22 protein-coding genes are annotated in these 26,664 nt (G+C 73.1%); 6 read left to right on the plus strand and 16 right to left on the minus strand.

Annotated features, from left to right (window positions below; genetic code table 11):
• Positions 1–11: 11 nt before the first annotated feature.
• The 3 genes from sufB to FHL79_RS14060 form a co-directional block, all read right to left on the minus strand.
• Complete coding sequence (gene sufB / locus FHL79_RS14050; protein ID WP_138759214.1) at positions 12–1,451, minus strand: Fe-S cluster assembly protein SufB; 1,440 nt, start codon at positions 1,449–1,451, stop codon at positions 12–14.
• On the minus strand, positions 1,448–2,278 hold the full coding sequence (locus FHL79_RS14055; protein WP_246080777.1) for a helix-turn-helix transcriptional regulator: 831 nt from the start codon (positions 2,276–2,278) through the stop codon (positions 1,448–1,450). Before FHL79_RS14055 ends, sufB begins: the two co-directional genes overlap by 4 nt.
• Positions 2,279–2,361: 83 nt before the next feature.
• Positions 2,362–4,920 (minus strand): ATP-dependent Clp protease ATP-binding subunit, encoded by a 2,559-nt coding sequence (locus FHL79_RS14060; RefSeq protein WP_138759215.1) that lies wholly within the window; start codon positions 4,918–4,920, stop codon positions 2,362–2,364.
• A 171-nt stretch (positions 4,921–5,091) separates the two neighbouring features.
• Here FHL79_RS14060 and FHL79_RS14065 point away from each other — a divergent pair, with 171 nt between their 5' ends.
• Entirely contained in the window at positions 5,092–6,030 is a 939-nt protein-coding gene (locus FHL79_RS14065; RefSeq protein ID WP_246080779.1) for a COX15/CtaA family protein, read from the plus strand.
• Between the two features lie 188 nt (positions 6,031–6,218).
• On the opposite strand, the gene FHL79_RS14070 is transcribed toward FHL79_RS14065, so the two are convergent.
• Positions 6,219–7,142 carry a heme o synthase gene (locus tag FHL79_RS14070; protein WP_138759216.1) on the minus strand — a complete coding sequence of 308 codons (924 nt, stop codon included), beginning with the start codon at positions 7,140–7,142 and terminating at the stop codon, positions 6,219–6,221.
• 320 nt (positions 7,143–7,462) lie between these two features.
• Here FHL79_RS14070 and tkt point away from each other — a divergent pair, with 320 nt between their 5' ends.
• The 5 genes from tkt (at position 7,463) to pgl (ending at position 14,568) form a co-directional block, all read left to right on the plus strand.
• Positions 7,463–9,694 (plus strand): transketolase, encoded by a 2,232-nt coding sequence (gene tkt, locus FHL79_RS14075; RefSeq protein ID WP_138759217.1) that lies wholly within the window; start codon positions 7,463–7,465, stop codon positions 9,692–9,694.
• 85 nt (positions 9,695–9,779) lie between these two features.
• Entirely contained in the window at positions 9,780–10,886 is a 1,107-nt protein-coding gene (gene tal, locus FHL79_RS14080; RefSeq protein WP_138759218.1) for a transaldolase, read from the plus strand.
• Between the two features lie 118 nt (positions 10,887–11,004).
• Positions 11,005–12,522: a glucose-6-phosphate dehydrogenase gene (gene zwf, locus FHL79_RS14085; RefSeq protein ID WP_138759219.1), complete on the plus strand. Its 1,518-nt coding sequence runs from the start codon at positions 11,005–11,007 to the stop codon at positions 12,520–12,522.
• Between the two features lie 34 nt (positions 12,523–12,556).
• The gene (locus tag FHL79_RS14090) at positions 12,557–13,759 is read left to right on the plus strand and encodes a glucose-6-phosphate dehydrogenase assembly protein OpcA (protein ID WP_138759220.1); all 1,203 of its coding nucleotides are present in this window, start codon (positions 12,557–12,559) and stop codon (positions 13,757–13,759) included.
• A complete protein-coding gene (pgl, locus tag FHL79_RS14095) occupies positions 13,756–14,568 on the plus strand; it encodes a 6-phosphogluconolactonase (RefSeq protein ID WP_138759221.1) in 813 nt (270 codons plus the stop codon). Before FHL79_RS14090 ends, pgl begins: the two co-directional genes overlap by 4 nt.
• Before the next feature lie 39 nt (positions 14,569–14,607).
• On the opposite strand, the gene FHL79_RS14100 is transcribed toward pgl, so the two are convergent.
• The 12 genes from FHL79_RS14100 to FHL79_RS25825 form a co-directional block, all read right to left on the minus strand.
• The gene (locus tag FHL79_RS14100) at positions 14,608–14,949 is read right to left on the minus strand and encodes an RNA polymerase-binding protein RbpA (RefSeq protein WP_041795380.1); all 342 of its coding nucleotides are present in this window, start codon (positions 14,947–14,949) and stop codon (positions 14,608–14,610) included.
• Positions 14,950–15,159: 210 nt separating this feature from the next.
• Positions 15,160–15,393 (minus strand): preprotein translocase subunit SecG, encoded by a 234-nt coding sequence (gene secG, locus FHL79_RS14105; RefSeq protein ID WP_218938469.1) that lies wholly within the window; start codon positions 15,391–15,393, stop codon positions 15,160–15,162.
• A 279-nt stretch (positions 15,394–15,672) separates the two neighbouring features.
• Positions 15,673–17,442, minus strand: a complete 1,770-nt coding sequence (locus FHL79_RS14110; RefSeq protein ID WP_246080781.1) for an ABC transporter substrate-binding protein — start codon at positions 17,440–17,442, stop codon at positions 15,673–15,675.
• A 37-nt stretch (positions 17,443–17,479) separates the two neighbouring features.
• Positions 17,480–18,289 carry a triose-phosphate isomerase gene (tpiA, locus tag FHL79_RS14115; RefSeq protein WP_138759222.1) on the minus strand — a complete coding sequence of 270 codons (810 nt, stop codon included), beginning with the start codon at positions 18,287–18,289 and terminating at the stop codon, positions 17,480–17,482.
• 12 nt (positions 18,290–18,301) lie between these two features.
• The gene (locus tag FHL79_RS14120) at positions 18,302–19,495 is read right to left on the minus strand and encodes a phosphoglycerate kinase (protein WP_138759223.1); all 1,194 of its coding nucleotides are present in this window, start codon (positions 19,493–19,495) and stop codon (positions 18,302–18,304) included.
• Entirely contained in the window at positions 19,492–20,499 is a 1,008-nt protein-coding gene (gene gap / locus FHL79_RS14125; RefSeq protein ID WP_138759224.1) for a type I glyceraldehyde-3-phosphate dehydrogenase, read from the minus strand. Before gap ends, FHL79_RS14120 begins: the two co-directional genes overlap by 4 nt.
• A gap of 209 nt (positions 20,500–20,708) precedes the next feature.
• Complete coding sequence (gene whiA / locus FHL79_RS14130; RefSeq protein WP_014741624.1) at positions 20,709–21,686, minus strand: DNA-binding protein WhiA; 978 nt, start codon at positions 21,684–21,686, stop codon at positions 20,709–20,711.
• A gap of 73 nt (positions 21,687–21,759) precedes the next feature.
• The gene (locus FHL79_RS14135; protein ID WP_246080783.1) at positions 21,760–22,785 is read right to left on the minus strand and encodes a gluconeogenesis factor YvcK family protein; all 1,026 of its coding nucleotides are present in this window, start codon (positions 22,783–22,785) and stop codon (positions 21,760–21,762) included.
• An 8-nt stretch (positions 22,786–22,793) separates the two neighbouring features.
• The gene (rapZ, locus tag FHL79_RS14140) at positions 22,794–23,747 is read right to left on the minus strand and encodes an RNase adapter RapZ (RefSeq protein WP_138759226.1); all 954 of its coding nucleotides are present in this window, start codon (positions 23,745–23,747) and stop codon (positions 22,794–22,796) included.
• Complete coding sequence (gene uvrC, locus FHL79_RS14145) at positions 23,744–25,810, minus strand: excinuclease ABC subunit UvrC (RefSeq protein ID WP_138759227.1); 2,067 nt, start codon at positions 25,808–25,810, stop codon at positions 23,744–23,746. Before uvrC ends, rapZ begins: the two co-directional genes overlap by 4 nt.
• A 74-nt stretch (positions 25,811–25,884) precedes the next feature.
• Complete coding sequence (locus tag FHL79_RS25820; protein WP_246080785.1) at positions 25,885–26,274, minus strand: alpha/beta hydrolase; 390 nt, start codon at positions 26,272–26,274, stop codon at positions 25,885–25,887.
• A complete protein-coding gene (locus FHL79_RS25825; protein ID WP_246080786.1) occupies positions 26,238–26,618 on the minus strand; it encodes an alpha/beta fold hydrolase in 381 nt (126 codons plus the stop codon). The genes FHL79_RS25820 and FHL79_RS25825 overlap by 37 nt, the downstream gene beginning before the upstream one ends.
• Positions 26,619–26,664 lie beyond the last annotated feature (46 nt).

Here is a 26,664-nt window from a genome sequence, read left to right on the forward strand (position 1 = left end):
CGTGTCAGCCATCAGCCGACGGCACCTTCCATCTGCAGCTCGATCAGGCGGTTGAGCTCGAGGGCGTACTCCATCGGGAGCTCCCGGGCGATCGGCTCGACGAAGCCGCGGACGACCATCGCCATCGCCTCGTCCTCGGACAGGCCGCGGCTCATCAGGTAGAAGAGCTGGTCGTCGCTGACCCGGGAGACGGTCGCCTCGTGACCCATCGCGACGTCGTCCTCGCGGACGTCGACGTAGGGGTAGGTGTCCGAGCGGCTGATCGTGTCGACCAGCAGCGCGTCGCACTTCACCGTCGACTTGGAGCCGTAGGCGCCCTCGTCGATCTGCACGAGGCCGCGGTAGGAGGTGCGGCCACCGCCCCGGGCGACCGACTTCGACACGATCGTCGAGGAGGTGTGCGGCGCGGCGTGCACCATCTTGGCGCCGGCGTCCTGGTGCTGGCCCTCACCGGCGAAGGCGATGGACATGACCTCGCCCTTGGCGTGCTCACCGGTCATCCAGACGGCGGGGTACTTCATCGTCACCTTGGAGCCGATGTTGCCGTCGACCCACTCCATGGTCGCGCCCTCGTGGGCGACGGCCCGCTTGGTGACCAGGTTGTAGACGTTGTTCGACCAGTTCTGGATGGTCGTGTACCGGCAGCGCGCGTTCTTCTTCACGATGATCTCGACGACCGCGGAGTGCAGCGAGTCGGTCTTGTAGATCGGCGCGGTGCAGCCCTCGACGTAGTGCACGTAGGCACCCTCGTCGATGATCATGAGGGTCCGCTCGAACTGGCCCATGTTCTCGGTGTTGATCCGGAAGTAGGCCTGCAGCGGGATCTCGACGTGGACGCCCTTGGGCACGTAGATGAACGAGCCGCCGGACCAGACCGCGGTGTTCAGCGCGGCGAACTTGTTGTCCCCGGCCGGGATGACCGAGCCGAAGTACTCGCGGAAGAGCTCGGGCTGCTCGCGCAGCGCGGTGTCGGTGTCCAGGAACAGGACGCCCTGCTCCTCGAGGTCCTCGCGGATCTTGTGGTAGACGACCTCGGACTCGTACTGGGCCGCGACACCGGAGACCAGCCGCTGCTTCTCGGCCTCCGGGATGCCCAGCTTGTCGTAGGTGTTCTTGATGTCGTCGGGCAGGTCGTCCCACGAGGCGGCCTGGGCCTCGGTCGACCGCACGAAGTACTTGATGTTCTGGAAGTCGATCCCGGACAGGTCCGAGCCCCAGTCGGGCATGGGCTTCTTGCCGAAGATCTTGAGCGCCTTGAGACGCCGCTCGAGCATCCACTCGGGCTCGTTCTTGCGACGGGAGATGTCGCGGACGACGTCCTCGTTGATGCCGCGGGTCGCCGAGGCACCGGCGACGTCGGCGTCCGCCCAGCCGTACTTGTAGCGGCCGAGGGAGTCGATCGCCTCGTCCTGCGTGAGCGGGGTGCTCACCGGCTGCTGGGTGCTGGTCATGCGGGGGTCCTCTCCCGGTCGATCGAGGGGGTGCTGCTCGTGCTGGCGCCGGCGTCGTGCGCCACGGCGCTACCAGCAGGTACAGGGCGTGCAGGGGTGGCTTTGTTCCGAGATGTCGGGGTGAGCTGGGCGGGGATGTGGGTGGTGCAGATCCCGTCGCCGTGGGCGATCGTGGCCAGCCGCTGCACGTGGGTGCCGACGAGCTTGCTGATCACCGCCGTCTCAGCCTCGCACAGCTGCGGGAACTCGGCCGCGACGTGGGCCACCGGGCAGTGGTGCTGGCACAGCTGGCCACCGCTGGAGATCGCCGAGGCGGTCGCGGCGTAACCCTCGGTGGTCAGCGCGGTGGCCAGCACCTGCGCGCGGTCGACGGGTGCGGTGGCGCCGTCCCGCTCGGCGTCCGCCAGGGCGTCGTCGACGGCGGTCGAGCACCGCTCGGCCAGCCCGGACAGCTGCTTCTCCGCCACCGCCCGGACGGCATCGGGGCCGCCGTGCTCGGCCACGAAGCGCAGCGCGGTGAGCGCGAGGTCGTCGTAGGCGTGCGGGAAGGAGGAGCGGCCGGCGTCGGTGAGGGCGAAACGGCGGGCCGGCCGGCCCCTGCCGCGCTGGCCACCGGGGGCCACCCGCTCGTCCACCCGGCCGGTGGCGACCAGGCCGTCGAGGTGCCGGCGGACCGCGGCCGGGGAGATGCCCAGCCGGGCGGCCAGCTCCGCGGCGCTCTGCGGACCGTGCTCGAGGAGCAGCCCGCTCACCCGGTCACGGGTGCGCCCGTCCTCGGCCGGCACGGCCGGCGAGGGGACGGCGGCACGCACCGCAGCGGTTTCCACAACACGATTGTGTGCTTATTCAGGGAGCCCGCAAGCAAGGCGGACCTTACTTGCGGGCTCCCTGTGCTCCCCCGAGAGGGAAGTCACACGGCGGCGGGCGTCTCCGCCTCCGCGACGGTGTTCGGCTGCCGGTCGGCCACCTGGAGGTCCAGGTCGCCGTCGACGACGTCGATCGTCACCTGCTGGCCGGGCCGCAGCTCACCGCCCAGGACCAGCCGGGACAGCCGGTTGTCGACCTCCCGCTGGATCGCCCGGCGCAACGGCCGAGCACCGAACTGCGGCTCGTGCCCGCGCTCGGCCAGCCAGGTCACCGCCTCCGGGGAGACCTCGACGGCGATGTCCTGGGCGGACAGCCGGCGCCGGGTCTCGTCCAGCAGCAGGTCGGTGATCCTCGCCAGCTGCTCGGCCTCGAGCTGCCGGAAGACCACGATCTCGTCGATCCGGTTGAGGAACTCCGGCCGGAACGAGTCCCGCAGCCGCCGCATCACCTGGTCACGCAGGTCGTTGCCCGCGTTGCCGTTGGCGGTGAACCCGAGCGGGCCCCGGCCGGCGTTCACGATGGCCTCCGACCCCAGGTTGCTGGTCATGATCACCACGGTGTTGCTGAAGTCGACCGTGCGGCCCTGGGAGTCGGTGAGCCGGCCGGCGTCCAGCAGCTGCAGCAGCGTGTTGAACACGTCCGGGTGGGCCTTCTCGATCTCGTCGAGCAGCACCACCGAGTAGGGACGGCGCCGCACCGCCTCGGTCAGCTGACCGGCGTCCTCGTACCCGACGTAGCCGGGAGGCGAGCCGACCAGCCGGCTGACCGTGTGCCGCTCCTGGAACTCGCTCATGTCCAGCCGGACCATCCGGTCCGAGTCGCCGAACAGCGCCTCGGCCAGCGCCCGCGCCAGCTCGGTCTTGCCGACGCCGGTGGGGCCGAGGAACAGGAAGCTGCCGATCGGCCGGTCCGGGTCGCCCAGGCCGGCGCGCGAGCGGCGGATCGCCTCGGCGACCACCTCGACCGCCTCGTCCTGGCCGACGACCCGCTCGTGCAGGACGTCCTCCAGCCGGAGCAGCCGGTCGCGCTCCTCCTGGGTCAGCTGGGCCACCGGGATGCCGGTCGCCCGGGAGACCACCTCGGCGATCTCGGCCACCCCCACCTCGGGGATCCCGCCCCCGCCACCGGACCGGGCCCCGTCCAGGTCGGCCTGGGCGGTGGCGATCTCGTCGCGCAGACCGGAGGCGCGCTCGTACTGCTCGGCCGCGACCGCCTGGTCCTTCTCCCGCTGCAGCTCCTGGACCCGCTGCTCCAGCTCCCGCAGGTCGGTGGTCGGCCGCTTGACCCGCAGCCGGGTGCGCGCACCGGCCTGGTCGATCAGGTCGATCGCCTTGTCGGGGAGGTGCCGGTCGGTGATGTACCGCTCGGACAGCTCGGCTGCGGCCACCAGCGCCGCGTCGGTGAACCGGACCTGGTGGTGCGCCTCGTACCGGTCGCGCAGCCCGCGCAGGATCTCGACCGTGTCCAGCGTGCTCGGCTCGGGGACCAACACCGGCTGGAAGCGGCGCTCCAGGGCGGCGTCCTTCTCGATGGTGCGGCGGTACTCGTCCAGCGTCGTGGCGCCGATGATGTGCAACTCGCCGCGGGCCAACGCCGGCTTGAGCATGTTGCCCGCGCCGGCCGACCCCTCGGAGCCACCGGCGTTGACGACGGTGTGCAGCTCGTCGATGAAGACGATCACCTCGTCGCTGTGCTCGCGGATCTCGTCCATCACCTTCTTCAACCGCTCCTCGAAGTCGCCGCGGTAGCGGGTGCCCGCGACCAGGCCGGTCAGGTCGAGCTCGACCAGCCGCCGGCCGCGCACCGACTCGGGGACGTCGCCGTCCACGATCTGCAGGGCGATGCCCTCCGCGATCGCGGTCTTGCCGACGCCGGCCTCACCGATGAGGACGGGGTTGTTCTTGTTGCGCCGCGACAGCACCTCGATCGTCTGCTCGATCTCCTGCGCCCGGCCGATGACCGGGTCGATCTTGCCGTCGCGGGCCATCGCCGTGAGGTCACGGCCGTACTCGTCCAGGGTCGGGGTGTTCGACGGCGGCTGCTCGCCACCACCGCTCCCGGCCCCGGCCGGGACGGGCCCGCCGGCCGCAGCGCGCTGCAGCGCCTCGGGGGTCACGCGCGCGGCGCCCAGCACCCGACCCGCACCGGAGTCGGGGTTGAGCGAGAGCGCGAACAGCAGGTGCTCGGGGCCGATGTAGGTCGAGCCGCTGGCCCGGGACACCTGGTGGGCATCGAGCAGGGCCCGCTTGGCCGCGGGCGTCAGCGCCGGGGCCTGCCCGGTCGGCTCGCCCCGGGTGAGCAGGCCGGCGAGATCGCTCTTCAGCCGGTCGGGGTCCGCACCGCTGCGGGACAGCAGCGTGCGGGTGGGCTCGTGGCCGGCCAGCGCCCAGAGCAGGTGCTCGGTGTCCAGGTCCGGGCTCCCCCACTCGGCGGCCTGCCGCGCGGCGGCGGACACCACCTCACGGGAGTGCGAGCTGAGCAGCTGGGTGATGTCCACCCGCTGCATGCCCCGGCGTGCGCCGGGGCCGCCGAGGAAGGCCTGGAAGAAGTCGTCGAAGGGGCCGCCGTCGCCGAAGGGCGCGCCCGGGAATCCGCTGGTCATGTCTGAGGGAGACCTCTCGTAGGAACGGGTCGACGCCCATGTGCCCACCGCGGACGCTGCGCACTGCTCCGACTGTGTGTCGGGCTCGTCGGTCTGCGCGCGTCGGGCGGTGCCGCCGGCCGGCTGATCGGACCGGGGGGCGGGGGCGCCGGGGTAAGTAGCATCGGGAGCGTGTCGGTTCTTCCCGCGTCGTTCCGCTCTCGGATGAACCCGTCCGTCGTCTCCCGGACAGCCCTGGCCAACGTGGTCGCCAACGGCGTGATCGTGGTGACCGGCGGCGCCGTCCGGCTCACCGGCTCCGGCCTGGGCTGCCCCACCTGGCCCGAGTGCACCGACGGGAGCATCCGGCCCACCCCGGAGCTGGCCGGTCACGGGCTGATCGAGTTCGGCAACCGGATGCTCACCTTCGCGCTGGTGGTGGTGGCTGTCGCGACCGTCGTCACGGTCTTCGCCTCGGCGCGCCGGGACCTGCGGCGGCTGGCGGTGCTCAGCCTGCTGGGCATCCCCGCGCAGGCGCTCCTCGGTGGGGTGACCGTGCTCACCGGGCTCAACCCGTGGACGGTCGCTGCGCACTTCCTGCTCTCCATGGTGCTGGTCGCGATCGCGACGGTGCTGTGGCTGCGCTCCCGCGAACCGGGCGTCGGCCAGCTGGTGGTCCGCCGTCCGCTCGCGCTGCTGGCGACCGGGATCGCCGCCGCGGTGGCCGCCGTCCTGGTGGTGGGCACCGTGGTCACCGGCAGCGGCCCGCACAGCGGCGACCCGGAGGCCGGGCGCACCGGCTTCGACCCCGAGCTGGTCAGCCAGCTGCACGCCGACGTCGTGTTCCTGCTGATCGGGCTGACGGTCGCGCTGCTGGTGGCGCTGGCCGCCACCGACTCCCCCGGCCGGGTCCGACGCGCGGCCCGCGACCTGCTCGTCGTGGAGCTGCTGCAGGGCGTCATCGGCTACGTGCAGTACTTCACGCACCTGCCCGCACTGCTGGTGCTGCTGCACATGGCCGGCGCGGTGCTGATCACCGTCTACACGGCCCGGCTGCTCTGGTCGGTCCGCGGCCCGGCGTCCGAAGTGCCCCTGGACGCGGCGCCGGTGGCGAGCACCGCCGTCCGGTGACGACGACGGGAGGCTGAGGCACGAGGCCTCCCAGAGGAGTCACTCGACCGCCAGCCGACCTGGACGGACGCGCCACCGGCGCGGCGAGGACGACGGGAGGCCCGGAGGGTCTCCCCGAGGAGGAGCAGGACGGGCTCGACGCCACTGGCACCGGCACGTGGCCGCGGTGGGAGGCCGGAGGCCGACCATCAGACCAGGACGTCGGCGACCAGGGCGATCGAGAGCAGCGTCATGTAGGTGATCGACACCGAGAACAACCGCATCGGCCGGTCGGGCACACCCGCCCTGATCCGGTTCAGCCAGGCGTGCGCCTCCGCGACGTACCAGGCGCCCAGGCCCAGGGTGGCGATGCCGGTGATCCAGCCCAGCTGCGGCGTCACGGGCACCATCAGCAGCGAGACGCCCAGCGTGCCCCAGGCCCAGGCCACCGACTGCCGTCCGACGCTGACCGGCCCGGCCACCACCGAGAGCATGGGCACCCCGGCCCGGAAGTAGTCGTAGCGGAACCGGCTGGCCAGCGCCCAGAAATGCGGCATCTGCCAGCAGAAGACGATGCCGAAGAAGACCAGCGCCGGCCAGTCCAGCGACCCGGTGACCGCGGCCCAGCCGATGAGCACCGGGGCCGCGCCCGGCAGGCCGCCGAAGACGGTGTTGTGGTGGGTCCGGCGCTTGAGCACCATCGTGTAGAGCACCGAGTAGGCCAGCACCGCGGCGGCGGCCAGCGCCGTGGCCAGCGGCGTGGTGAACAGGCCGAGCAGGACCAGCGACACCCAGGCCAGCAGCACGCCGAAGACCAGCGCGTTGCGGGGGCGGATGACCCCGCTGGGGATCGGCCGGTCCCGGGTCCGGGACATCAACCGGTCGATGTCCCGGTCGTACCAGCAGTTGATGGTGTTGGCGGCTCCGGCGGCGAGCATGCCGCCGACGAGGGTGGCCAGGACCAGCCCCGTGCCCGGCCAGCCCCCGGCGGCGAGCATCATCGCCGGCAGCGTGGTGACCAGCAGCAGCTCGACGAGCTTCGGCTTGGTCAGCGACACGTAGGCGGCCACCGTCGCGCGGCCCGAACGGAGCGTCCGGGCGCGGTCGACGCCCCGGTCGGCGATGGCCGTCACCGGGTGCCCGGGAGCGCGGCGTCGCGCGGGCAGCAGGGCACCACGAGGTCCTTCTCCGCCGGGGATGGGTTGCCCTGCCACTCTAGCCCCGCCCCTCTCCGGGAATGGGCAGGCACCACTAGGGTTTGATCACGTTGACTCTGCCTCTGAAGCGGGTAGGGCCGAGGTCGAGGACGACGTCGCGCCCACGCTTCCGACTCTCCGACCGCGCCGACCGGGGCGGCCGTGGTGTGCACCGTCGTCCGCCCGGGGTGGGATGCCCCCCGTGCCACCCGGGCGGGTCCGACTCCGACCGATCCCCGAGGAGCACCGAGCGCCACATGACCAGCGACAGCAGCAGCAACACCGAGAGCACCGAGGCAGAGGCCCCGGCCGAGGCGGCCAGCGACACCGACAAGGCGTTGCCGCGCCAGCCACACCCGACGCTGCCCGACGGCTTCACCGACCTCGACCGCCGCGCCATCGACACCGCGCGCGTCCTGGCGATGGACGCGGTGCAGAAGGTCGGCAACGGCCACCCGGGCACCGCGATGAGCATGGCACCGACGGCCTACCTGCTCTTCCAGAAGTGGCTGAAGCACGACCCGAGCGACCCGCAGTGGACCGGTCGCGACCGGTTCGTGCTGTCGATGGGCCACTCCAGCCTCACGCTGTACGTCCAGCTCTACCTCTCCGGCTACGGCCTGGAGCTGTCCGACCTGCAGGCGCTGCGCACCTGGGGCTCACTGACGCCCGGCCACCCCGAGGTCAACCACACCCCCGGCGTCGAGACCACCACCGGCCCGCTGGGCCAGGGCGTGGGCAACGCCGTCGGCATGGCCATGGCGGCCCGCCGCGAGCGCGGTCTGTTCGACCCGGACTCCCCCGAGGGCGAGAGCCTCTTCGACCACACCATCTGGGCCTTCGCCTCCGACGGCGACCTGGAGGAGGGCATCAGCGGCGAGGCCTCCTCGATCGCCGGCACCCAGCGCCTGGGCAACCTCGTCCTCGTCTACGACGACAACAAGATCTCGATCGAGGACAACACCGAGATCGCCTTCACCGAGGACGTCGGCCTGCGCTACGAGGCCTACGGCTGGCACGTCCAGCACGTGGACGACGGTGAGGACCTCGCCGGCCTCGACGCCGCGTTCGCCGCGGCCAAGGCGGAGACCAACCGCCCCTCGATCATCGTGCTGCGCACGGTCATCGGCTGGCCGGCGCCGAACAAGCAGAACACCGGGGCCGCGCACGGCTCGGCGCTGGGCGACGACGAGGTCACGGCGACCAAGGAGATCCTCGGCTTCGACCCGGCGCAGACCTTCGAGGTCACCGACGAGGTCATCGGCCACACCCGCGAGGTCGTCGAGCGCGGCCGGGCCGCCCACGCCGAGTGGGAGAAGGGCTTCCAGACCTGGGAGCAGAGCAACCCCGAGGGCGCGGCGCTGCTGGCCCGGATGAAGACCCGCACGCTGCCCGAGGGCTGGGCGGAGAAGCTCCCGAGCTGGGACGCCGACCCCAAGGGCGTTGCCACCCGCAAGGCCTCCGGTGAGGTCCTCGCCGCCATCTACTCCGAGCTGCCCGAGCTGTGGGGCGGTTCGGCCGACCTCGCGGAGAGCAACAACACCGCGGTCAAGGGCGAGCCGTCGTTCCTCCCGGCCGACCGGCAGACGAAGATGTGGAGCGGTGGCCCCTACGGCCGCACCCTGCACTTCGGCGTCCGCGAGCACGCCATGGGCGCGATCATGAACGGCATCGCGCTGCACGGCGGCACCCGCGTCTACGGCGGCACGTTCCTCACGTTCTCCGACTACATGCGTGGTGCGGTGCGGCTCGCGGCCCTCATGCAGATCCCGGTCACCTACGTGTGGACCCACGACTCGATCGGCCTGGGCGAGGACGGCCCGACGCACCAGCCGATCGAGCACTACGCCGCGCTGCGCGCCATCCCGGGGCTGGACTTCGTGCGCCCCGCCGACGCCAACGAGACCGCCATCGCCTGGCGGACCATCCTGGAGAACAACGACCGGCCGGCCGGCCTGGCGCTCTCCCGGCAGAACCTGCCCACCTTCGACCGGTCGGTCATGAACTCGGCCGAGGGCACCGCCAAGGGCGGCTACGTGCTGGCCGAGGCGTCGACGGGCACCCCGGAGGTCATCCTCATGGGCACCGGCTCCGAGGTGCAGATCGCCGTCGCCGCCCGCGAGGTGCTCGAGGCCGACGGCGTCCCGACCCGCGTGGTGTCGCTGCCCTGCTGGGAGTGGTTCTCCGAGCAGGACGAGGCCTACCGCCTGGAGGTGCTCCCGTCCTCGGTCCGCGCCCGGGTCAGCGTCGAGGCCGGTGTGCCGATGGGCTGGCGCGATTTCGTCGGCGACGCCGGCCGGATGGTCGGGCTGAACCACTACGGCGCGAGCGCCAGCTACTCGAAGCTGTACGAGGAGTTCGGTCTCACCGCCGAGGCCGTCGTCGCCGCTGCCCGCGAGAGCATCGAGGCCGCGAAGGCGACCCCGGTGCCCCCGACCGGCCCCGGCGTCTCGGTCGGCGGGCTCGACAGCCCGACCGGCGACCGCTGAGAAAGGACCCCGTCCTCCCCACCCTTCGCGAGCTCAGGGCGGGACCCGGGACGGGGCCATCACACACCTCTGGAAGGACATGGCAATGGCCCAGAACGAGAACCTGGCACAGCTGTCCGAGGCGGGGGTCGCCGTCTGGCTCGACGACCTCTCCCGCGACCTCATCCGCAGCGGCGACCTGCAGCAGCTGGTCGACGAGCGCAGCGTCGTCGGCGTCACCACCAACCCGACGATCTTCGCCGCGTCGATCAGCGGGTCGAAGTCCTACGACGACCAGCTGCACGCCCTCGCGGTGCGCAAGGTGAGCGTCGAGGAGGCGCTGCGCACCATCACCGGCGCCGACGTCCGGGACGCCTGCGACCTGCTCGCACCGATCGCCGCGGCCCGACCCGGTGACGGCCGGGTCTCCCTGGAGGTCGCGCCGGGGCTGGCCCACGAGACCGACGCCACCGCCGCCGAGGCGGCGCACCTGTGGTGGCTGGTCGACCGGCCCAACCTGTTCATCAAGATCCCGGCCACCGTCGAGGGACTGCCCGCGATCACGACGACGATCGCCAAGGGCATCAGCGTCAACGTCACGCTGATCTTCAGCCTCGAGCGGTACCGCGCCGTCATGGAGGCCTACCTGGCCGGGCTGGAGCAGCGGCTGGCGGAGGACCCGGACGCCTCCTTCGAGGGCATCGAGTCCGTCGCCTCGTTCTTCGTGTCCCGGGTGGACACCGAGATCGACAAGCGGCTGGACGCCGCCGGGGCCGACGCCTCGCTCAAGGGCAAGGCCGGCGTCGCCAACGCCCAGCTCGCCTACCAGGCCTACGAGGAGGTCTTCACCTCCGACCGCTGGAAGGCCTTGGAGGCCAAGGGCGCCCGACCGCAGCGCCCGCTGTGGGCCTCGACCGGGGTCAAGAACCCGGAGTACAGCGACACGATGTACCTGTCGGAGCTGATCGCCCCCGGCACGGTCAACACCATGCCGCCGAAGACGATGCAGGCCTACGCCGACCACGGCCAGGCCGGCACCGCGGTGCAGTCCTCCTACGCCGACGCCGAGAAGGTCATGCAGTCCGTGGCCGACGCCGGCATCGACCTCGACGACGTCTTCCGCGTCCTGGAGGTCGAGGGCGTGCAGAAGTTCAGCGACGCCTGGGACGAGCTGACCGGCTCGGTCAAGGAGCAGCTCGAGGACAAGGCCTGACGGCCTGAGCCCCCGTGCCGCCCCGGCGGCGCCAGCACCACCCGGAACACCCCTCCCGCCGTCCGGTCCAGCGAGCCGGACGGCGGGAGTTCCTGCGAGCACATCGAGGACGGAAACCATGCCCACCAACCCGCTGCGGGACCCGCGGGACCGGCGGTTGCCCCGGGTGCCGGAGCCCTGCGCCCTGGTCGTCTTCGGGATCACCGGGGACCTGGCGCGCAAGAAGCTGCTGCCGGCGGTCTACGACCTGGCCAACCGCGGGCTGCTGCCCACCAACTTCGCGCTGCTGGGCTTCGCCCGCCGCGACTGGGGTGACGTGGAGTTCTCCGAGCTCGCCCGCTCGGCCGCCCGGGAGCACGCCCGCACCCCGTGGCGCGAGGAGGTCTGGGAGCGGCTGGCCAACAGCGTGCGCTTCGTCCAGGGCTCCTTCGACGACGACAACGCCTTCGACGAGCTGGCCAGCAACCTCTCCGAGCTGGAGGGCACCCACGGCATCGGCGGCAACGCCGCGTTCTACCTCTCCATCCCGCCGGCCATGTTCCCCACGGTGCTCAAGCAGATGGAGCGCACCGGGATGGCCGAGAGCACCCCGGACCGGTGGCGGCGGGTGGTCGTGGAGAAGCCCTTCGGCAACGACCTGCAGTCCAGCCGCGAGCTGAACGCGCTGGTCGACTCGGTCTTCACCGCCGACGACGTGTTCCGCATCGACCACTACCTGGGCAAGGAGACGGTCCAGAACCTGCTGGCCCTCCGCTTCGCCAACGAGCTGTTCGAACCGGTCTGGAACGGCCACCACGTCGACTCGGTGCAGATCACCATGGCCGAGGACGTCGGCATCGGCGGCCGGGCCGGCTTCTACGAGAAGACCGGTGCCGCGCGCGACGTGCTGCAGAACCACCTGCTCCAACTGCTGGCACTCACCGCCATGGAGGAGCCGGTCGAGTTCTCCGCCGAGGAGATCCGCACCGAGAAGCTCAAGGTGCTGCGTGCGGTGTCGGTGCCCGAGGACAAGGCCCGGTTCGCCATCCGCGGCCAGTACGAGCAGGGCTGGCTGGCCGGCCAGCGGGCCACCGGCTACCGGCAGGAGGAGGGCGTCAGCCCGGACTCCACCACCGAGACCTACGCCGCCGTCCGGCTGGGCGTGGAGACCCGCCGCTGGGCGGGCGTCCCGTTCTACCTGCGCACCGGCAAGCGCCTGCCCCGCCGGGTCACCGAGATCGCGCTGGTCTTCAAGCGCGCCCCGCACCTGCCCTTCGCGCCCACGGACACCGAGGAGCTGGGCCACAACCAGCTGGTGATCCGCGTCCAGCCCGACGAGGGCATGACGCTGAAGTTCGGCTCCAAGGTGCCGGGCAGCGTGATGGAGGTCCGCGACGTCGCGATGGACTTCCTCTACGGCGAGCAGTTCACCGAGGCCAGCCCCGAGGCGTACGAGCGGCTGCTGCTCGACGTGCTGCTCGGCGACGCCACCCTCTTCCCCCGCAACGCCGAGGTGGAGGCCTCCTGGGCGGTCATCGACCCGCTGGAGGAGTACTGGGCCGACACCACGCCGCACTCCTACCGGGCCGGCGAGTGGGGGCCGCGCGCAGCGGAGGACATGCTCGCCGCCGAGGAGCGCCAGTGGCGCCGTCCGTGACCTGCACGTCCCTGCGTACGTCCGAGGAGAAGTCATGACCACGCTGTGGGACACCACCGGATCCGCGGTGGTCAAGGAGCTGGCGGTCCAGCGACGCACCGGCGGTGCGGTGATGAGCGGCGTCGCGCTGACCCTGGTGGTCGTCGCGGACGAGGGCCGGGTCACCGAGGCCGAGCAGGCCGCGACCGCCGCCGCCGAGGTGCACCCGTGCCGGCTGCTCGTCGTCGTCCGCCGGCAGATCGAGGCACCGGTCCCCCGGCTGGACGCCGAGGTGCTCGTAGGCGGCCGGCTGGGCCCCGGCGAGGCGGTGGTCATGCGGATGTACGGCCGGCTGGGCCTGCACGCCGAGTCCGTCGTGCTGCCGCTGCTGGCCGCCGACGCACCGGTGGTCACCTGGTGGCACGAGGCGCCGCCGGACCAGATCGCCCGCGACCCGCTGGGCGTGATCGCCGACCGCCGGATCACCGACGCCTCGATGGCCGCCGACCCGATGGCAGCGCTGCGCGTGCGCGCCGAGGACTACGCGCCCGGTGACACCGACCTGGCATGGACCCGCAGCACCCCGTGGCGGGCCACGCTCGCCTCCACCCTGGACTCGGTGTCCGGCCGCCGCGGCGAGCCGGTGCGGGTGCAGGGCGGTCAGGTCGAGGGCGACCCGGAGAACGCGACGGCCCAGCTGGTCGCCGGCTGGCTGGCGTCCCGGTGCGGCTGCCCGGTCCCGGTGGTCCCCGGCAACCGGGCGCCCGGCGCGTCCGGCATCGACTCCGTGCTGCTGCGGCTGGACCAGGACGAGGAGGTCCGGTTGCAGGACGACCGCAAGGGCGGCGCCGTCATCGACCAGCCGTTCCGGCCCGAGTCCGTCGTCGCGCTGCCCGACCGCAGCCTCGGTGAGCTCATCGGCGAGGAGCTGCGGCGGCTGGACTCCGACGAGCCGTACAGCGAGGCACTGGAGTCGGTGACCGGCACGGCCGGGCTGTCCGACCGGTCGGCCTGCCGCGACCACGTCTGGTACGACCCGATGCGGCCCCAGCAGACCGAGGAGCCGACGAACGGGGAGGGCCGGACGGGGGGCGACACGGCCGCCGCGCAGCCCGCGCCGACGGTCCCCGACGTCCCTGGTGACACCGACGAGGTCGCACTGAGCGGGGAGCACGACTCCCCTGCCGACGACTCCGACGAACAGCAGGCCGTCCAGGCGCCCGACGCCCCCGCGACCGAGGAGGCCGGCACCCGATGACCCAGTTCGGACCCGGCGAGCAGGTCGAGGAGGCGCTGGCCGACGAGGGCCTGCCGACGCCGGACGTGGTGATCGAACCGGACGCCGACCGGCTGGCCCGGGCGGTGTCCTCGGCCCTGGTGGCCCGGCTCGCCGCCGCTCAGGCCGTGCACGGGACGGCGTCGGTGGTGCTCACCGGCGGTGGCATCGGCACCGCCGTGCTGCAGCGGGTCGCCGACCTGGCTGCGGAACCCGAGCACGCCGTCGTCGACTGGCAGCTGGTCGACGTGTGGTGGGGCGACGAGCGATTCGTCCCGGCCGACTCCAGCGACCGCAACGAGCTCGGTGCCCGCGAGGCGTTCCTCGGCCGGGTCGGGCTGGCCCCCGAGCGCATCCACCCGATGCCCTCCTCCGACGCCGGCTTCGACGAGCCCGAGGAGGCGGCTGCCTGGTACGCCGAGCAACTCGCCGCCGGGGCGGAGGACGGCCGGTCGTTGCCCCGCATCGACGTGCTGATGCTGGGGATGGGCCCGGAGGGCCACATCGCGTCGATCTTCCCGGACTCCCCGGCCGTCTCCGACGAGCGCCCGGTCGTCGCGGTGCGCAACTGCCCCAAGGCGCCCCCGACCCGGGTCAGCCTCGGTTTCTCCGCGATCACCTCCGCGGAGGAGGTCTGGTTGCTGGTCAGCGGCGAGGGCAAGGCCGAGGCCGTCGCCCGCGCGCTCGGTGGAGCCGCGCGCTCGGACCTGCCGGCCGTCGGTGCCCGGGGACGCCGGGCCACCCGCTGGCTCCTCGACGAGGCGGCCGCGAGCGCGCTGCCCCGCAGATGAGGGAGGACCCCCTCCCCGGGCCGGGGAGGGGGTCCTGCGTCACGCGCCTCGGCGGGCGCGGAGGCGGCTCAGTGCCTCCTCGAGGAGGGCGTCGCCGTCCTCGTCGCTGCGCCGCTCACGCACGTAGGCCAGGTGCGTCTTGTACGGCTCCGTGCGCGGAGCCGGCGGCGGGTTCTGCTGGTCGGTCCCGGCCGGGAGACCGCAGCGCGGGCAGTCCCAGGTCTCCGGGACCTCGATGTCGGCCGCGAAGGCGATCCGCGACTCGTGTCCGTTGGCGCACCAGAAACCGATCCGGTTCCGGGGCGCCGTCTCGCCGCGCTCCGCTTCTCCCATCGGCCCCGCACCGACCCGGCTCCCCCGGATCGCGTTCCCACCAGCCACGAGCGGCCCCCTGATCGTCGGCTTCGATCGCGGTCCCAGTTGATCACCGCTCGGGCAGTCTAGGGCCTCTCCGGCCGGTCTCAGGTCACGATGCGGACACCCTGCGTACCGGCACGCGTCCGGCCGTCAAAAACTTGCCCTGGCACTGAGTGCCTGGTCAGACGGGGGGTCGACCGTCCACCCGCGCTGACAGGCAGCGCCGGTGGGTCTCTACACCTTGAGCAGGATGCCCAGACCGACGATGCAGATCGCCCAGATCAGGCCGGCGAAGACGGTCAGCCGGTTGAGGTTCTTCTCCACCACGGAGCTGCCGGACAGCTGGGAGGAGACCGCGCCACCGAACATCGACGACAGACCGCCACCCTTGCCGCGGTGCAGCAGGATGAGCACGATCAACAGCACGCTGGTGAGGACCAGCAGCACGTTGAGGACCAGCTCGATCATCGTCAGTCTCCTGTCCTCATGCCCACGGGGTGTGGACTCGCACCCGGTGGGCCGGGGGCACGACTGACCAGCCTAGCCGACGGGTTGCCCGCACCCGTGGGAGCGCCCCCATCAGCTGCCCCTGCCCACACGTCAGCTTCCGCGCCCCGGTCCGCTCCTCGGTCGCTGGCGCTCCCTGCGATGCTCCCGCGGCTGTCAGCTGACCCTGCCCACACGTCAGCTTCCGCGCCCCGGTCCGCTCCTCGGTCGCTGGCGCTCCCTGCGATGCTCCCGCGGCTGTCAGCTGACCCCGGCGGTCACGACGTCGTACCCGCCGTAGGGCTGCATGACGACCCCGTTGCGCAGCCGCTGGCCGGCCAGCAGCTGGACGCGGTTCTCGGCGAGCGGGACGTAGACGTGCGTCGCGTCCACCGCGGTCACCACCTGACGCCAGGCACCCGCCGCGGCGGCCGGGTCGGTCGCCGCCCGGGCAGCGTCGACCAGGCCGTTGACGCCCGGGTCGGCCAGCCGGGCGTAGTTGGTGTTGCCGACCGCGCGGAGGGAGCGGCCGTCGACCAGCGGGACGAGGAACGACGCGGAGGTCGGGAAGTCCGCGGTCCAGGTGGCCAGCACGATCCCGTAGCCCTGGGCGGTGACGTTGCCCGGGTCGCCGACGTCGGAGGCGTAGTAGGTCGAGGGGTCCAGCGGCCGCACCTCCGCGGCGATGCCGACCTCGGCCAGGTCGTCGGCGATCGCGTTCGCCACCGCCACGGTGTTCGGGGCGTCCGGGACGGCGAGGACCGTGCTGAAGCCGTCGGGCTTCCCGCAGGCCGTCAGGGACGCCCGGGCCGCCGCCAGGTCCGGGCCGGGGTCGGGGTCCTCCGGACCGCCGGCCAGCGCACGCGGCCACAGCAACGACGAGCGGACGACGTTGCCCGGCCCGCCGAGCGCCTCCTGGACGGCGCCCCGGTCGACGGCGGCGGCCACCGCGGCCCGGCAGTCGGCGTTGTCCATCGGCGCCACCGTGGTCGGCAGGGCGAGCAGCCGCAGCGACCCGGTGGTCACGTCGTCGATCCGTCCCGTCAGCTCGTCACCGTCCAGCCGGCTCGTGGTGACCTGCTGCACGCCCGTGCCGGAGAGGTCGGCGTCGGCCGACCCGGCGAGGAGCGCCTGGTCCCGCGCCACAGCGGACAGCCCGCTGCGCACGACGACCTGGTCGGGCAGCGCGGTCCGGACGGCGTCGGTGGCCGGGTCCCACTGCGGGTTGCGGTCCAGCACGACGCCGATCGAGGGGTCGGCGGAGGTGACCACGTACGGGCCGGAGCTGACCGGGTCGCCGCCGTAGGCCGCGCCGGCGTCGTTCTCCACCGGGACCGGGCTGCTGGAGGGCAGCGCCATGACGAAGGGGAAGTCCGGCGTCGGGGTGCTGAGCGTGAAGGTGATCGTCGTGTCGTCGGGGGTGGCGATGGAGCTCAGCCCCAGCTTGTCGGGCGCCTCGTCCTGGTACGGCCCGGCGTAGACGTCCTCGGTGTCCAGCAGGTCCAGCACGTAGTTGGGACCCCCGGTGATCACGTCGGAGGCGAAGGACCGCTCGATGCCGTACTTGACGTCACGCGAGGTGATGTCCCGGCCGGTCTCGAACCGGACCCCGGCCTTGAGCGTGAACGTCCAGGTCCTGCCACCGTCGGGCGTCGTCCCGAGGTCCGTGGCCAGGTCGGGGACCAGCTCGTCGGTCCTCCCGGGCTCGGACGAGTAGGTGACCAGGGTGCGGATGTACAGCCGCATCAGGTTCCACACGCCGGGCACGTACGAGCGCTGCGGGTCCAGGCTGTCGATGTCCCCCGCCACCAGGCGCAGCGTGCCGCCGGTCGCCTCGGAGGGCGCCCGGACGCCGTCGACCCCGCTGTCGGCCTCACCGGTCTGGGTGGGCACCCCGGCCGCGCCGCTGTTGCCGCTCCCGCAGCCGGTCAGCAGCGCGAGGAGGGCGACCACGGCCAACACGACGGCCGGCCGCCCCGCTCCCCGGAGGTCGCGGCGGCGAGCCGGCCGTCGTTCCGTGCTGGTGCTCAACGTGGCTGCTGCTCCGCCCGGTCAGTGCCGGCGGCGGTCAGCTCCCACCGGCAGCGGTACGACAGATCTGTGCGAACTCGTCGGCGTCCAGGCTGGCACCGCCGACGAGCGCTCCGTCGACGTCCGGCCCGGCGAGGATGCCGGCGGTGTTGCCGGCCTTGACCGACCCGCCGTAGAGGATACGGATCGCCGCCCCCGTCTCCGGGCCGTAGCGCTCGGCGAGCCGCGCCCGGAGTGCCCCGCAGACCTCCTGCGCGTCGTCCGGGGTGGCCACCTCGCCGGTGCCGATCGCCCAGACCGGCTCGTAGGCGACGACCAGGTCGGCGACCTGCTCGGCGGTCAGGCCGGCCAGCGCGAGGTCGAGCTGGTCGGTGCAGTGCGACACGTGCGCCCCGGCCCGCCGGACGTCCAGCCCCTCCCCCACGCACAGCAGCGGGACCAGGCCGTGCCGCAGCGCGGCCTGCACCTTGGCCGCGACCACGGCGTCGTCCTCACCGTGCAGCGTGCGCCGCTCGGAGTGGCCGACCAGCACGTACCGGCAGGCCAGCGCGGCGAGCATCGCCCCGCTGACCTCGCCGGTGTACGCGCCGGAGTCCGCTGCTGAGAGGTCCTGCGCGCCATAGCCGATCTCCAGCTTGTCGCCGGCCACCAGCGTCTGCACGCTGCGCAGCGCGGTGAACGGCGGGACGACGACCACCTCGGCGGCGTCCAGCTGGGGCTCGGTGAGCGAGAACGCCAGCTTCTGGACCAGGCCGATGGCCTCCAGGTGCGTGAGGTGCATCTTCCAGTTGCCGGCGATCAGCGGCCGGCGTCCCTCGCGGGGCGGCCTCGGCTTGCTGCGTGCCATCGTCGTCGCCTCTCAGTCCGCGAGCACCGCGAGACCGGGGAGCTCCCGGCCCTCGAGGTACTCCAGGGATGCCCCGCCACCGGTGCTGATGTGCCCGTAGGACTCCTCGTCCAGGCCCAGCTGCCGCACGGCGGCCGCCGAGTCCCCGCCACCGACGACGGACAGCCCGTCGACCGCGGCGACGGCCTGAGCGACCCCGCGGGTGCCGGCCGCGAAGGGGGCCAGCTCGAACACGCCCATCGGCCCGTTCCAGAAGACCGTGTGCGCATCGACGAGCTCGGCGGTGAACAGGTCGACCGTGAGCGGTCCGACGTCCAACCCCATCAGGTCGTCCGGGATGGCGTCGGCCGGCGTCAGGCTGCGAGACGCGTCCGCGGCGAACCGGTCGGCGCAGATGACGTCGACCGGCAGGACGATCCGGTCGCCGGCCTCGTCGAGCAGCCGCCGGCAGGTGTCGACCTGGTCGGCCTCCAGCAGCGAGCTGCCGACGCCGTGCCCCTGGGCGGCCAGGAACGTGAAGCACATGCCCCCGCCGATCAGCAGCCGGTCGACCTTGGGCAGCAGCGCCTCGATCACGCCGAGCTTGTCGCTGACCTTGGAGCCGCCGAGCACGACGACGTAGGGCCGCACCGGCGTGGCGGTGAGCTGGGCGAGCACGTCCAGCTCCTGGGCGACGAGCCGGCCGGCGGCGTGCGGCAGCCGGGTCGCCACGTCGTAGACCGAGGCGTGCTTGCGGTGCACGGCGCCGAACGCGTCGTCCACGTACAGCTCGGCCAGCCTGGCCAGCCGGTCGGCGAGCTCGCCGCGGACGGCGTCGTCCTTGCTGGTCTCGGCCGCCTCGAAGCGGACGTTCTCCAGCAGCAGGACCTGACCGTCGGTCAGCGCCGCGGCCCTGGCCGAGGCGTCCGGGCCGGCGACGTCGGCGGCCAGCGGGACGTCGGTGCCCAGCAGCTCACCGAGCCGGGCGGCGACCGGTGCCAGCGAGAACTGCGGGTCGGGCTCGCCCTTGGGCCGCCCCAGGTGGGCGGCGACGACGACCCGGGCCCCGGCGTCGCGGAGCGCGGCGATCGTCGGCAGGCTGGCCCGGATCCGGCCGTCGTCGGTGATCTCGTTCGTGACCTTGTCCAGCGGGACGTTCAGGTCGGCGCGCAGCAGCACGCGCCGACCTGCGACCCCCTCGGCGAGGAGCTGGTCGACGGACTTCACTGGAGCTTCGAGCCCACCAGGACGACGGAGTCGACGAGCCGGTTGGAGTAGCCCCACTCGTTGTCGTACCAGCCGACGACCTTGACCTGGTTGCCGAAAACCTTGGTCAGGCCGGAGTCGTAGATGCACGACGCCGGGTCGGTGACGATGTCGGAGGAGACGATCGGCGCGTCGGTGTAGACGAGGTAGGGGGCCAGCGGGCCTGCGGCCGCCGCCTTGTAGGCCTCGTTGACCTCCTCGACCGTGACGTCGCGGCCCACGGTGACGGTGAGGTCGGTGGCCGAGCCGGTCGGCACCGGGACGCGCAGCGCGTAGCCGTCGAGCTTGCCCTTGAGCTCCGGGAGGACCAGGCCGATGGCCTTGGCGGCACCGGTGGAGGTCGGCACGATGTTCAGCGCGGCGGCGCGGGCGCGGCGCAGGTCCTTGTGCGGGCCGTCCTGCAGGTTCTGGTCGGCGGTGTAGGCGTGGATCGTGGTCATCAGGCCACGCTCGATGCCGAAGGCGTCGTTGAGCACCTTGGCCAGCGGGGCCAGGCAGTTGGTGGTGCAGGACGCGTTGCTGATGATCGTCTGCGAGCCGTCGTACTGCTCGTGGTTGACGCCCATGACGATCGTCAGGTCGTCGCCGGTGGCCGGCGCGGAGATGATGACCTTCTTGGCGCCACCGGCGTCGACGTGCTTGCGGGCGTCGTCGGCCTTGGTGAAGAAGCCGGTGGACTCCACGACGACGTCGACACCCAGGTCGCCCCAGGGCAGGTTGGCCGGGTCGCGCTCGGCCAGCACCTTGACGGTCGCGCCGCCGACCTTGATGCCGTCACCGACGACCGAGACGTCCTCGGGCAGCTTGCCCAGGATGCTGTCGTACTTGAGCAGGTGCGCGAGCGTCTCGGGGGTGGTCAGGTCGTTGACCGCCACGATCTCGACGTCCGCACCGCTGGCGGCAGCCGCCCTGTAGAAGTTGCGGCCGATCCGACCGAACCCGTTGATCCCGACCCGTACCGTCACTGCGGACCTCCCAGACCGTGTTGGCCGCACCGGGCCGGTCGGCCCCGCGGCACCGCGGGCCGCGCGTGTGCGCGGCCACGTTCCGCGGACAGCCTATCGGCCCGCGGGCCCGCTCCCGACCGCGCGTCCGGGTCGTCCCGGCCCGTCCGACAGACGTCCGCGACGTCTCCCCCGACGTGCGGAGGAGACGTCGCGGACGTCTCGGGTGCTCAGGTGAGCATGTCGTCGGTGACGACGGACTCCGTGTCCGGGATGCCGAGGTCCTTGGCCCGCTTGTCCGCCATGGCCAGCAGACGCCTGATGCGCCCGGCGACGGCGTCCTTGGTCATCGGCGGGTCGGCGCGCTGGCCGAGCTCCTCCAGCGACGCCTGGCCGAACTCCAGCCGCAGCCGGCCGGCCACCAGCAGGTGCTCGGGGGCCTCGTCGGCCAGGATCTCCAGCGCCCGTTCGACCCGGGCGCTGGCCGCGACCGCGGCGCGGGCGGACCGGCGCAGGTTGGCGTCGTCGAAGTTGGCCAGCCGGTTGGCGGTGGCCCGGACCTCGCGGCGCATCCGCCGCTCCTCCCAGGCGAGCACCGCGTCGTGGGCGCCCATCCGGGTGAGCAGGGCGCTGATCGCGTCACCGTCCCGGACGACGACCCGGTCGGTGCCGCGCACCTCGCGGGCCTTGGCCGCGATGCCCAGCCGGCGGGCAGCGCCCACCAGGGCCATCGCTGCCTCGGGCCCGGGGCAGGTCACCTCCAGCGACGACGACCGCCCCGGCTCGGTCAGCGACCCGTGCGCCAGGAAGGCACCGCGCCACGCCGCCTCGGCGTCCCCGATGCCGCCGGAGACCACCGACGGTGGCAGCCCGCGCACCGGCCGGCCGCGCTGGTCGACCAGCCCGGTCTGCCGGGCCAGGCCCTCGCCGTGCTTGGCGATCCGCACGAGGTAGCGCACGCCGCGGCGGATGTTGCCGCCGGCGAGCACGCTCACCCCGCTGGTGTAGCCGTAGACCTCGCTGATGTCGCGCCGCAGCCGTCTGGCCACCGAGCCGGTGTCGAGCTCGGCCTCGATGACCACGCGGCCACCCACGATGTGCAGGCCGCCGGAGAAGCGCAGGAGCGCGGTCACCTCGGCCTTGCGCTCGGAGGTCTTCGTGCACTCCACGCGGGAGAGCTCGTCCTTCACCATCGCTGTCATGGCCATGCGTGCTGTTCCTTTCCCCCTGTGTGCCGACAGGCGCCCCGGTCGTCCCGGGAACCCGCCCGGGTCCGTCCGGTCACCGCGCACCGACCACGGAGGCCAGTGCGGCGGCGAGCCGCTGAGGATCGTGTCGTGGTGCCCCGTCGGGCGCAGCGACCGGCGCGAGCACCAGTTCCGCACCACATCCCTGCACAGCAGACAGCAGACCACGTCGGTCAACAACCGCAGCCGCATCGGCGATGACGGTGTGCAGCGACACGCCTTCGCAATGGGCCAGCAGGACCCCCAGGTGCTCCTCGGGTGAGAAGCCGTCGGTCTCCCCCGGCTGCGGTTCGAGGTTGAGGACGACGACCACCCGGGCCGTGGCCTCGGCCAGCGCCTGGCGCAGTCGCGGCACCAGCAGGTGGGGCAGCACGGAGGTGTACCAGGAGCCCGGCCCGAGGCTGATCACGTCCGCCGCGGCGATCGCCCGCAGCACCTCGACGGGCACCGGCGGGTCGGCCGGCGAGACCCGGATCTCCCGGACCCGGCCCGGGGTCGACGCGATCGCCACCTGACCGCGGATCCGCCGGGTGTCCTGCGGGTCGTCGGGATCGGTGCTCTCCACCGTCGCCACCAGGTCCAGCGGCACCTCGGCCATGGGCAGCACCCGCCCCTGGGCGGCGAGCAGCTGCTCCAGCGCGCCCAGGGCCCGCACGCTGTCGCCACCGTGCATCTCGGTGAGGCCGGTGAGCATCAGGTTCCCCACCGGGTGCCCGGCGAGGACCCCGCTGCCGCCGAAGCGGTGCTGCAGCAGCCGGGCCATCTCCTGGGTGCGGGGCTCCTCACCGGCCAGTGCGGCCAGCGCCATCCGCAGGTCACCAGGCGGCAGCACCGGCATCTCGCGCCGGATCCGGCCCGACGAGCCGCCGTCGTCGGCGACGGTGACCACCGCGGTCAGCTCACCGGTCAGCCGCCGCCAGGCGGTCAGCGCCGCGGCGAGGCCGTGCCCGCCGCCCAGCGCGACCACCCGCAGCCGCTCGCGCCCGGTCCGGCGCTCGCCGCCGGTGGGCGCGGGCACCGGCGGCGGTGCGGTGATCCGCACCGGGCCGGCGTCGAGCACGGGCTCCACTACTCCCGCCCCAGGTCGCGGTGCCGGGCGTTGGCCGCGACGCCCTCGGCGGTGAGCCGCCGCGCGAACTCCTCGGCGATCGCCACGCTGCGGTGCTTCCCGCCGGTGCAGCCGACGGCGAGGGTCAGGTAGCGCTTGCCCTCCCGCCGGTAGCCGGGCAGCAGCAGCTCCAGCACCTTCATGTACTCGTCGAGGAACTCCGACGCGTGGTCCTGGCCGAGCACGTAGTCGCGGACCTCGGCGTCCCGGCCGGTCATCGGCCGCAGCTCCGGCACCCAGTGCGGGTTGGGCAGGAACCGGGCGTCCACCACCAGGTCGGCGTCCAGCGGCAGGCCGTACTTGAAGCCGAAGCTGAGCACGGTCGCCACCACCTGGGGTGGCGCGTCGTGCTCCACGAACGCCGCCTCGAGGGTGGCCCGGAGCTGGTGCACGTTGAGGTCGCTGGTGTCGACCCACAGGTCGGCCTCGCCGGCGATCCCGGTGAGCAGCTCCCGCTCGGCGTCGATGCCGTCGACGAGCCGTCCGCTGCCCTGCAGCGGGTGCTCGCGGCGGTTGGACTCGTAGCGCCGGATGAGCACCTCGTTGCGGGCGTGCACGTAGACCACGCGGGGTCGGTGGCCGGCCTCTGCGAGCAGCCGGATGGACTCCTGCAGGTCGCTGGAGAACGCCCGGCTGCGCACGTCGACCACGGCGGCGAACCGGCGGACGTCGCCGCGGGCGCCGAGCTCCACCATCGGCTGCAGCAGCGCCGGCGGCAGGTTGTCGACGACGAAGAAGCCCAGGTCCTCCAGCACCCGGCCGGCGCTGTTCTTGCCCGCCCCGGACAGCCCGGTGACGACGACGACGTCCAGCGGCGCCGAGTCGGTGCTCGTCGCCTCCGCGGCGGGGGCGACGTCGCCCGGCGAGCCGGTCCCGTCGGCGACCGGCTCGCCGGCGCGCTCCTCGACGGTCATCGGCCGCGCACCTCCGCCTGGTGGACCCGGCCGACCTCGGCGGTGTCGCCGGCCGCCGCGCCGTGCACCGGCCGGACGGGGGCGGCCGCGCCCACAGGGGCCTCCAGCTCCACCGCGTCCTCGGCCACCCGGTCGGGGTCGGCTCCGGCCGCGACGGGCTCGGCGACGGCCGCCAGCACCGCCTCCGCGGTGCGCCGACCGATGCCGGGTACCGCGGTGAGCTCCTCGACCGTGGCCGCACGCAGCCGCTTGAGGGATCCGAACTGCTTCATCAGCGCCTTTCGCCGGGTGTCGCCGAGCCCTGGGACGTCGTCCAGCAGCGACACGAGCATCGTGCTGGATCGCTTCTGCCGGTGGTAGGTGATCGCGAACCGGTGTGCCTCGTCGCGGACCCGCTGCAGCAGGTACAGCGCCTCGGAGGTGCGCGGCAGGATGACCGGGTCGGGGTCGTCGGGCAGCCACACCTCCTCCATCCGCTTGGCCAGCCCGCAGACCGCGACGTCGACGACGCCGAGCTCGGCCAGCGACCGGCTGGCGGCGGCGACCTGGGGCTGCCCGCCGTCGACGACGAGCAGGTTCGGCGGGTAGGCGAACCGGCGCGGCCGGCCCTCCTCCGCGGCGATGCCCTGCTCGTCGCGGCGGTCCGCCTCCTCCTTGAGGTGCCGGGCGAAGCGGCGGCGGACGACCTCGGCCATCGCGGCGGTGTCGTCGGTGCCCTGGGCCACGGAGAAGCGCCGGTAGTCCGACTTCTTCGCCATGCCGTCCTCGAAGACGACCATGCTGGCCACCACGTTGGTGCCCTGCACGTGCGAGATGTCGATGCACTCGATCCGCAGCGGGGCCTCGGGCAGGTCCAGCGCCTCCTGGATCTCCGACAGCGCCATCGACCGGGCGGTCAGGTCGCTGGCCCGCTTCACCCGGTGCCGGGCGAAGGACTCCTTGGCGTTGCGCTCGACGGTCTCCATCAGGCTGCGCTTGTCACCGCGCTGCGGGACCCGCAGCGACACCCGGGAGCCGCGCAGCTCGCTCAGCAGCTCGGCGTAGACCTCGGCGTCGTCGGGCAGCTCGGGGACGAGCACCTCGCGCGGCACCGCCTCCCCCGCCTCGCCGGTGCCCGTCTGCTCGTCGACCCCGCCGTACACCTGCAGCAGGAACTGCTCGACGAGCTGGCCGGTGGTGACCTCCTCGACCTTGTCGATGATCCAGCCGCGCTGGCCGCGGACCCGGCCGCCCCGGACGTGGAAGACCTGGACGGCGGCCTCCAGCTCGTCCTGGGCGAAGGCGACGACGTCGGCGTCGGTGCCGTCACCGAGGACGACGGCCTGCTTCTCCAGCGCCCGGCGCAGCGCACCGAGGTCGTCGCGCAGCCGGGCGGCCTTCTCGTAGTTCATCTCCTCCGCGGCCTCGGCCATCTGGCGCTCGAGCCGGCGGATCATCTGCTCGGTGCGGCCGCCCATGAAGTCGCAGAAGTCGTCGACGATCTCCCGGTGCTCCTCGGCGCTGACCCGGCCGACGCAGGGCGCGGCGCACTTGCCGATGTAGCCGAGCAGGCAGGGCCGGCCGATCTGGCTGGCCCGCTTGAACACGCCGTTGGAGCAGGTGCGCGCCGGGAAGACCCGGGTCAGGGTGTCCAGCGTCTCCCGGATCGCCCACGCGTGGGCGTAGGGCCCGAAGTAGCGGACGCCCTTGCGCTTGGGCCCGCGCATGACCTGCAGCCGCGGGAACTCCTCGTTCAGCGTGACCGCCAGCGACGGGTAGCTCTTGTCGTCGCGGTAGCGGACGTTGAAGCGGGGGTCGAACTCCTTGATCCAGTTGTACTCGAGCTGGAGCGCCTCGACCTCCGTGCCGACGACGGTCCACTCGACGCTGGCGGCGGTGGTGACCATCTGCCGGGTGCGCGGGTGCAGGCCCCACACGTCGGCGAAGTAGCTGTTCAGCCGCTGCCGGAGGCTCTTCGCCTTGCCCACGTAGATGACCCGGCCGGCGGGGTCGCGGAACTTGTAGACGCCGGGGTCCTCGGGGATGCTGCCGACCGCTGGGCGGTACGTGGACGGGTCGGCCATGGGCCCAGGTTAGGTCCGACCGCCGACACTCCGGGCGGGGTGTCCCTGACCTGCGGGAACGCGTCGCACCGGGTTCAGCCGGCGAGCCGGGCGTCGATCCAGGCGAGCAGGCCGGCGACGACCTCGTCCCGGTTGGTCTCGTTGAACACCTCGTGCCGGGCGTCGGGGTGGACGTGCTGCTCGACCGGCAGCCCCCGGTCGCGGAGCAGCCCGGCCAGGGCGGTGACGTGCCCGGCGTCGACCCCGCCGACGGGGTCCCGCTGCCCGGACAGCAGCAGCACCGGCAGCCCGTCGGGGAGCTCGGCGACGCCCTCGGCGGTGGTGGCCCGGACGTTCGTCCCGAAGACGCCGGCGGCGTAGTCGCAGGTCAGCGGCTGCTCGCCGAGCCCGGCCGCCACCGCGGCCTCCAGCCGGGTGACTGTGTCGGTCAGCGCCGGGTCGGCGCCCAGCGGCCCGCACAGCACCAGACCGGCGAGGTCGCCGCCGTCGGCCTCGGCGGCGGCGAGGGCGAGCCCATCGAGTGCCCGAGGAGCAGTCGCGGCAGGCCGGGGTGCTGCTCGGCGGCGACCAGGTGCAGCGCCCGGACGTCGTCCAGCACGCCGCCCACGCCCGGAGCCCCGAATCGGCCGGTGCCGGTGCCCTCGGCCGTCCGGCCGTGACCGCACAGGTCCGTGGCGTACACGGCCAGTCCCCGGGCGGTGAGCGCACTCGCCAGCCGCTCGTACCGGCCGGAGTGCTCGCTGGCGCCGTGCACCACCTGGACGGTCGCGCGCGGGTCGCCGGTGGGCAGCCACCGCCGGTGGGTCACGTGCACCCCGCCGACGCCTCGATGACGTGCCGCTCGCCCACCGTCG

The sequence above is a fragment of the Modestobacter altitudinis genome (assembly GCF_005930475.1).
GTDB classification, from domain to species: domain Bacteria; phylum Actinomycetota; class Actinomycetes; order Mycobacteriales; family Geodermatophilaceae; genus Modestobacter; species Modestobacter altitudinis.

Bases quoted from the DNA above. Each gene is read 5' to 3' on its own strand.
- FHL79_RS14090 (WP_138759220.1), top strand. From the start codon at position 12,557: ATGACCACGCTGTGGGACACCACCGGATCCGCGGTGGTCAAGGAGCTG.
- pgl (WP_138759221.1), top strand. From the start codon at position 13,756: ATGACCCAGTTCGGACCCGGCGAGCAGGTCGAGGAGGCGCTGGCCGAC.
- rapZ (WP_138759226.1), bottom strand. From the start codon at position 23,747: ATGACCGTCGAGGAGCGCGCCGGCGAGCCGGTCGCCGACGGGACCGGC.
- FHL79_RS14060 (WP_138759215.1), bottom strand. From the start codon at position 4,920: ATGACCAGCGGATTCCCGGGCGCGCCCTTCGGCGACGGCGGCCCCTTC.
- tkt (WP_138759217.1), top strand. From the start codon at position 7,463: ATGACCAGCGACAGCAGCAGCAACACCGAGAGCACCGAGGCAGAGGCC.
- uvrC (WP_138759227.1), bottom strand. From the start codon at position 25,810: ATGGCCGACCCGTCCACGTACCGCCCAGCGGTCGGCAGCATCCCCGAG.
- sufB (WP_138759214.1), bottom strand. From the start codon at position 1,451: ATGACCAGCACCCAGCAGCCGGTGAGCACCCCGCTCACGCAGGACGAG.
- whiA (WP_014741624.1), bottom strand. From the start codon at position 21,686: ATGGCCATGACAGCGATGGTGAAGGACGAGCTCTCCCGCGTGGAGTGC.
- secG (WP_218938469.1), bottom strand. From the start codon at position 15,393: ATGATCGAGCTGGTCCTCAACGTGCTGCTGGTCCTCACCAGCGTGCTG.
- zwf (WP_138759219.1), top strand. From the start codon at position 11,005: ATGCCCACCAACCCGCTGCGGGACCCGCGGGACCGGCGGTTGCCCCGG.
- tal (WP_138759218.1), top strand. From the start codon at position 9,780: ATGGCCCAGAACGAGAACCTGGCACAGCTGTCCGAGGCGGGGGTCGCC.
- tpiA (WP_138759222.1), bottom strand. From the start codon at position 18,289: ATGGCACGCAGCAAGCCGAGGCCGCCCCGCGAGGGACGCCGGCCGCTG.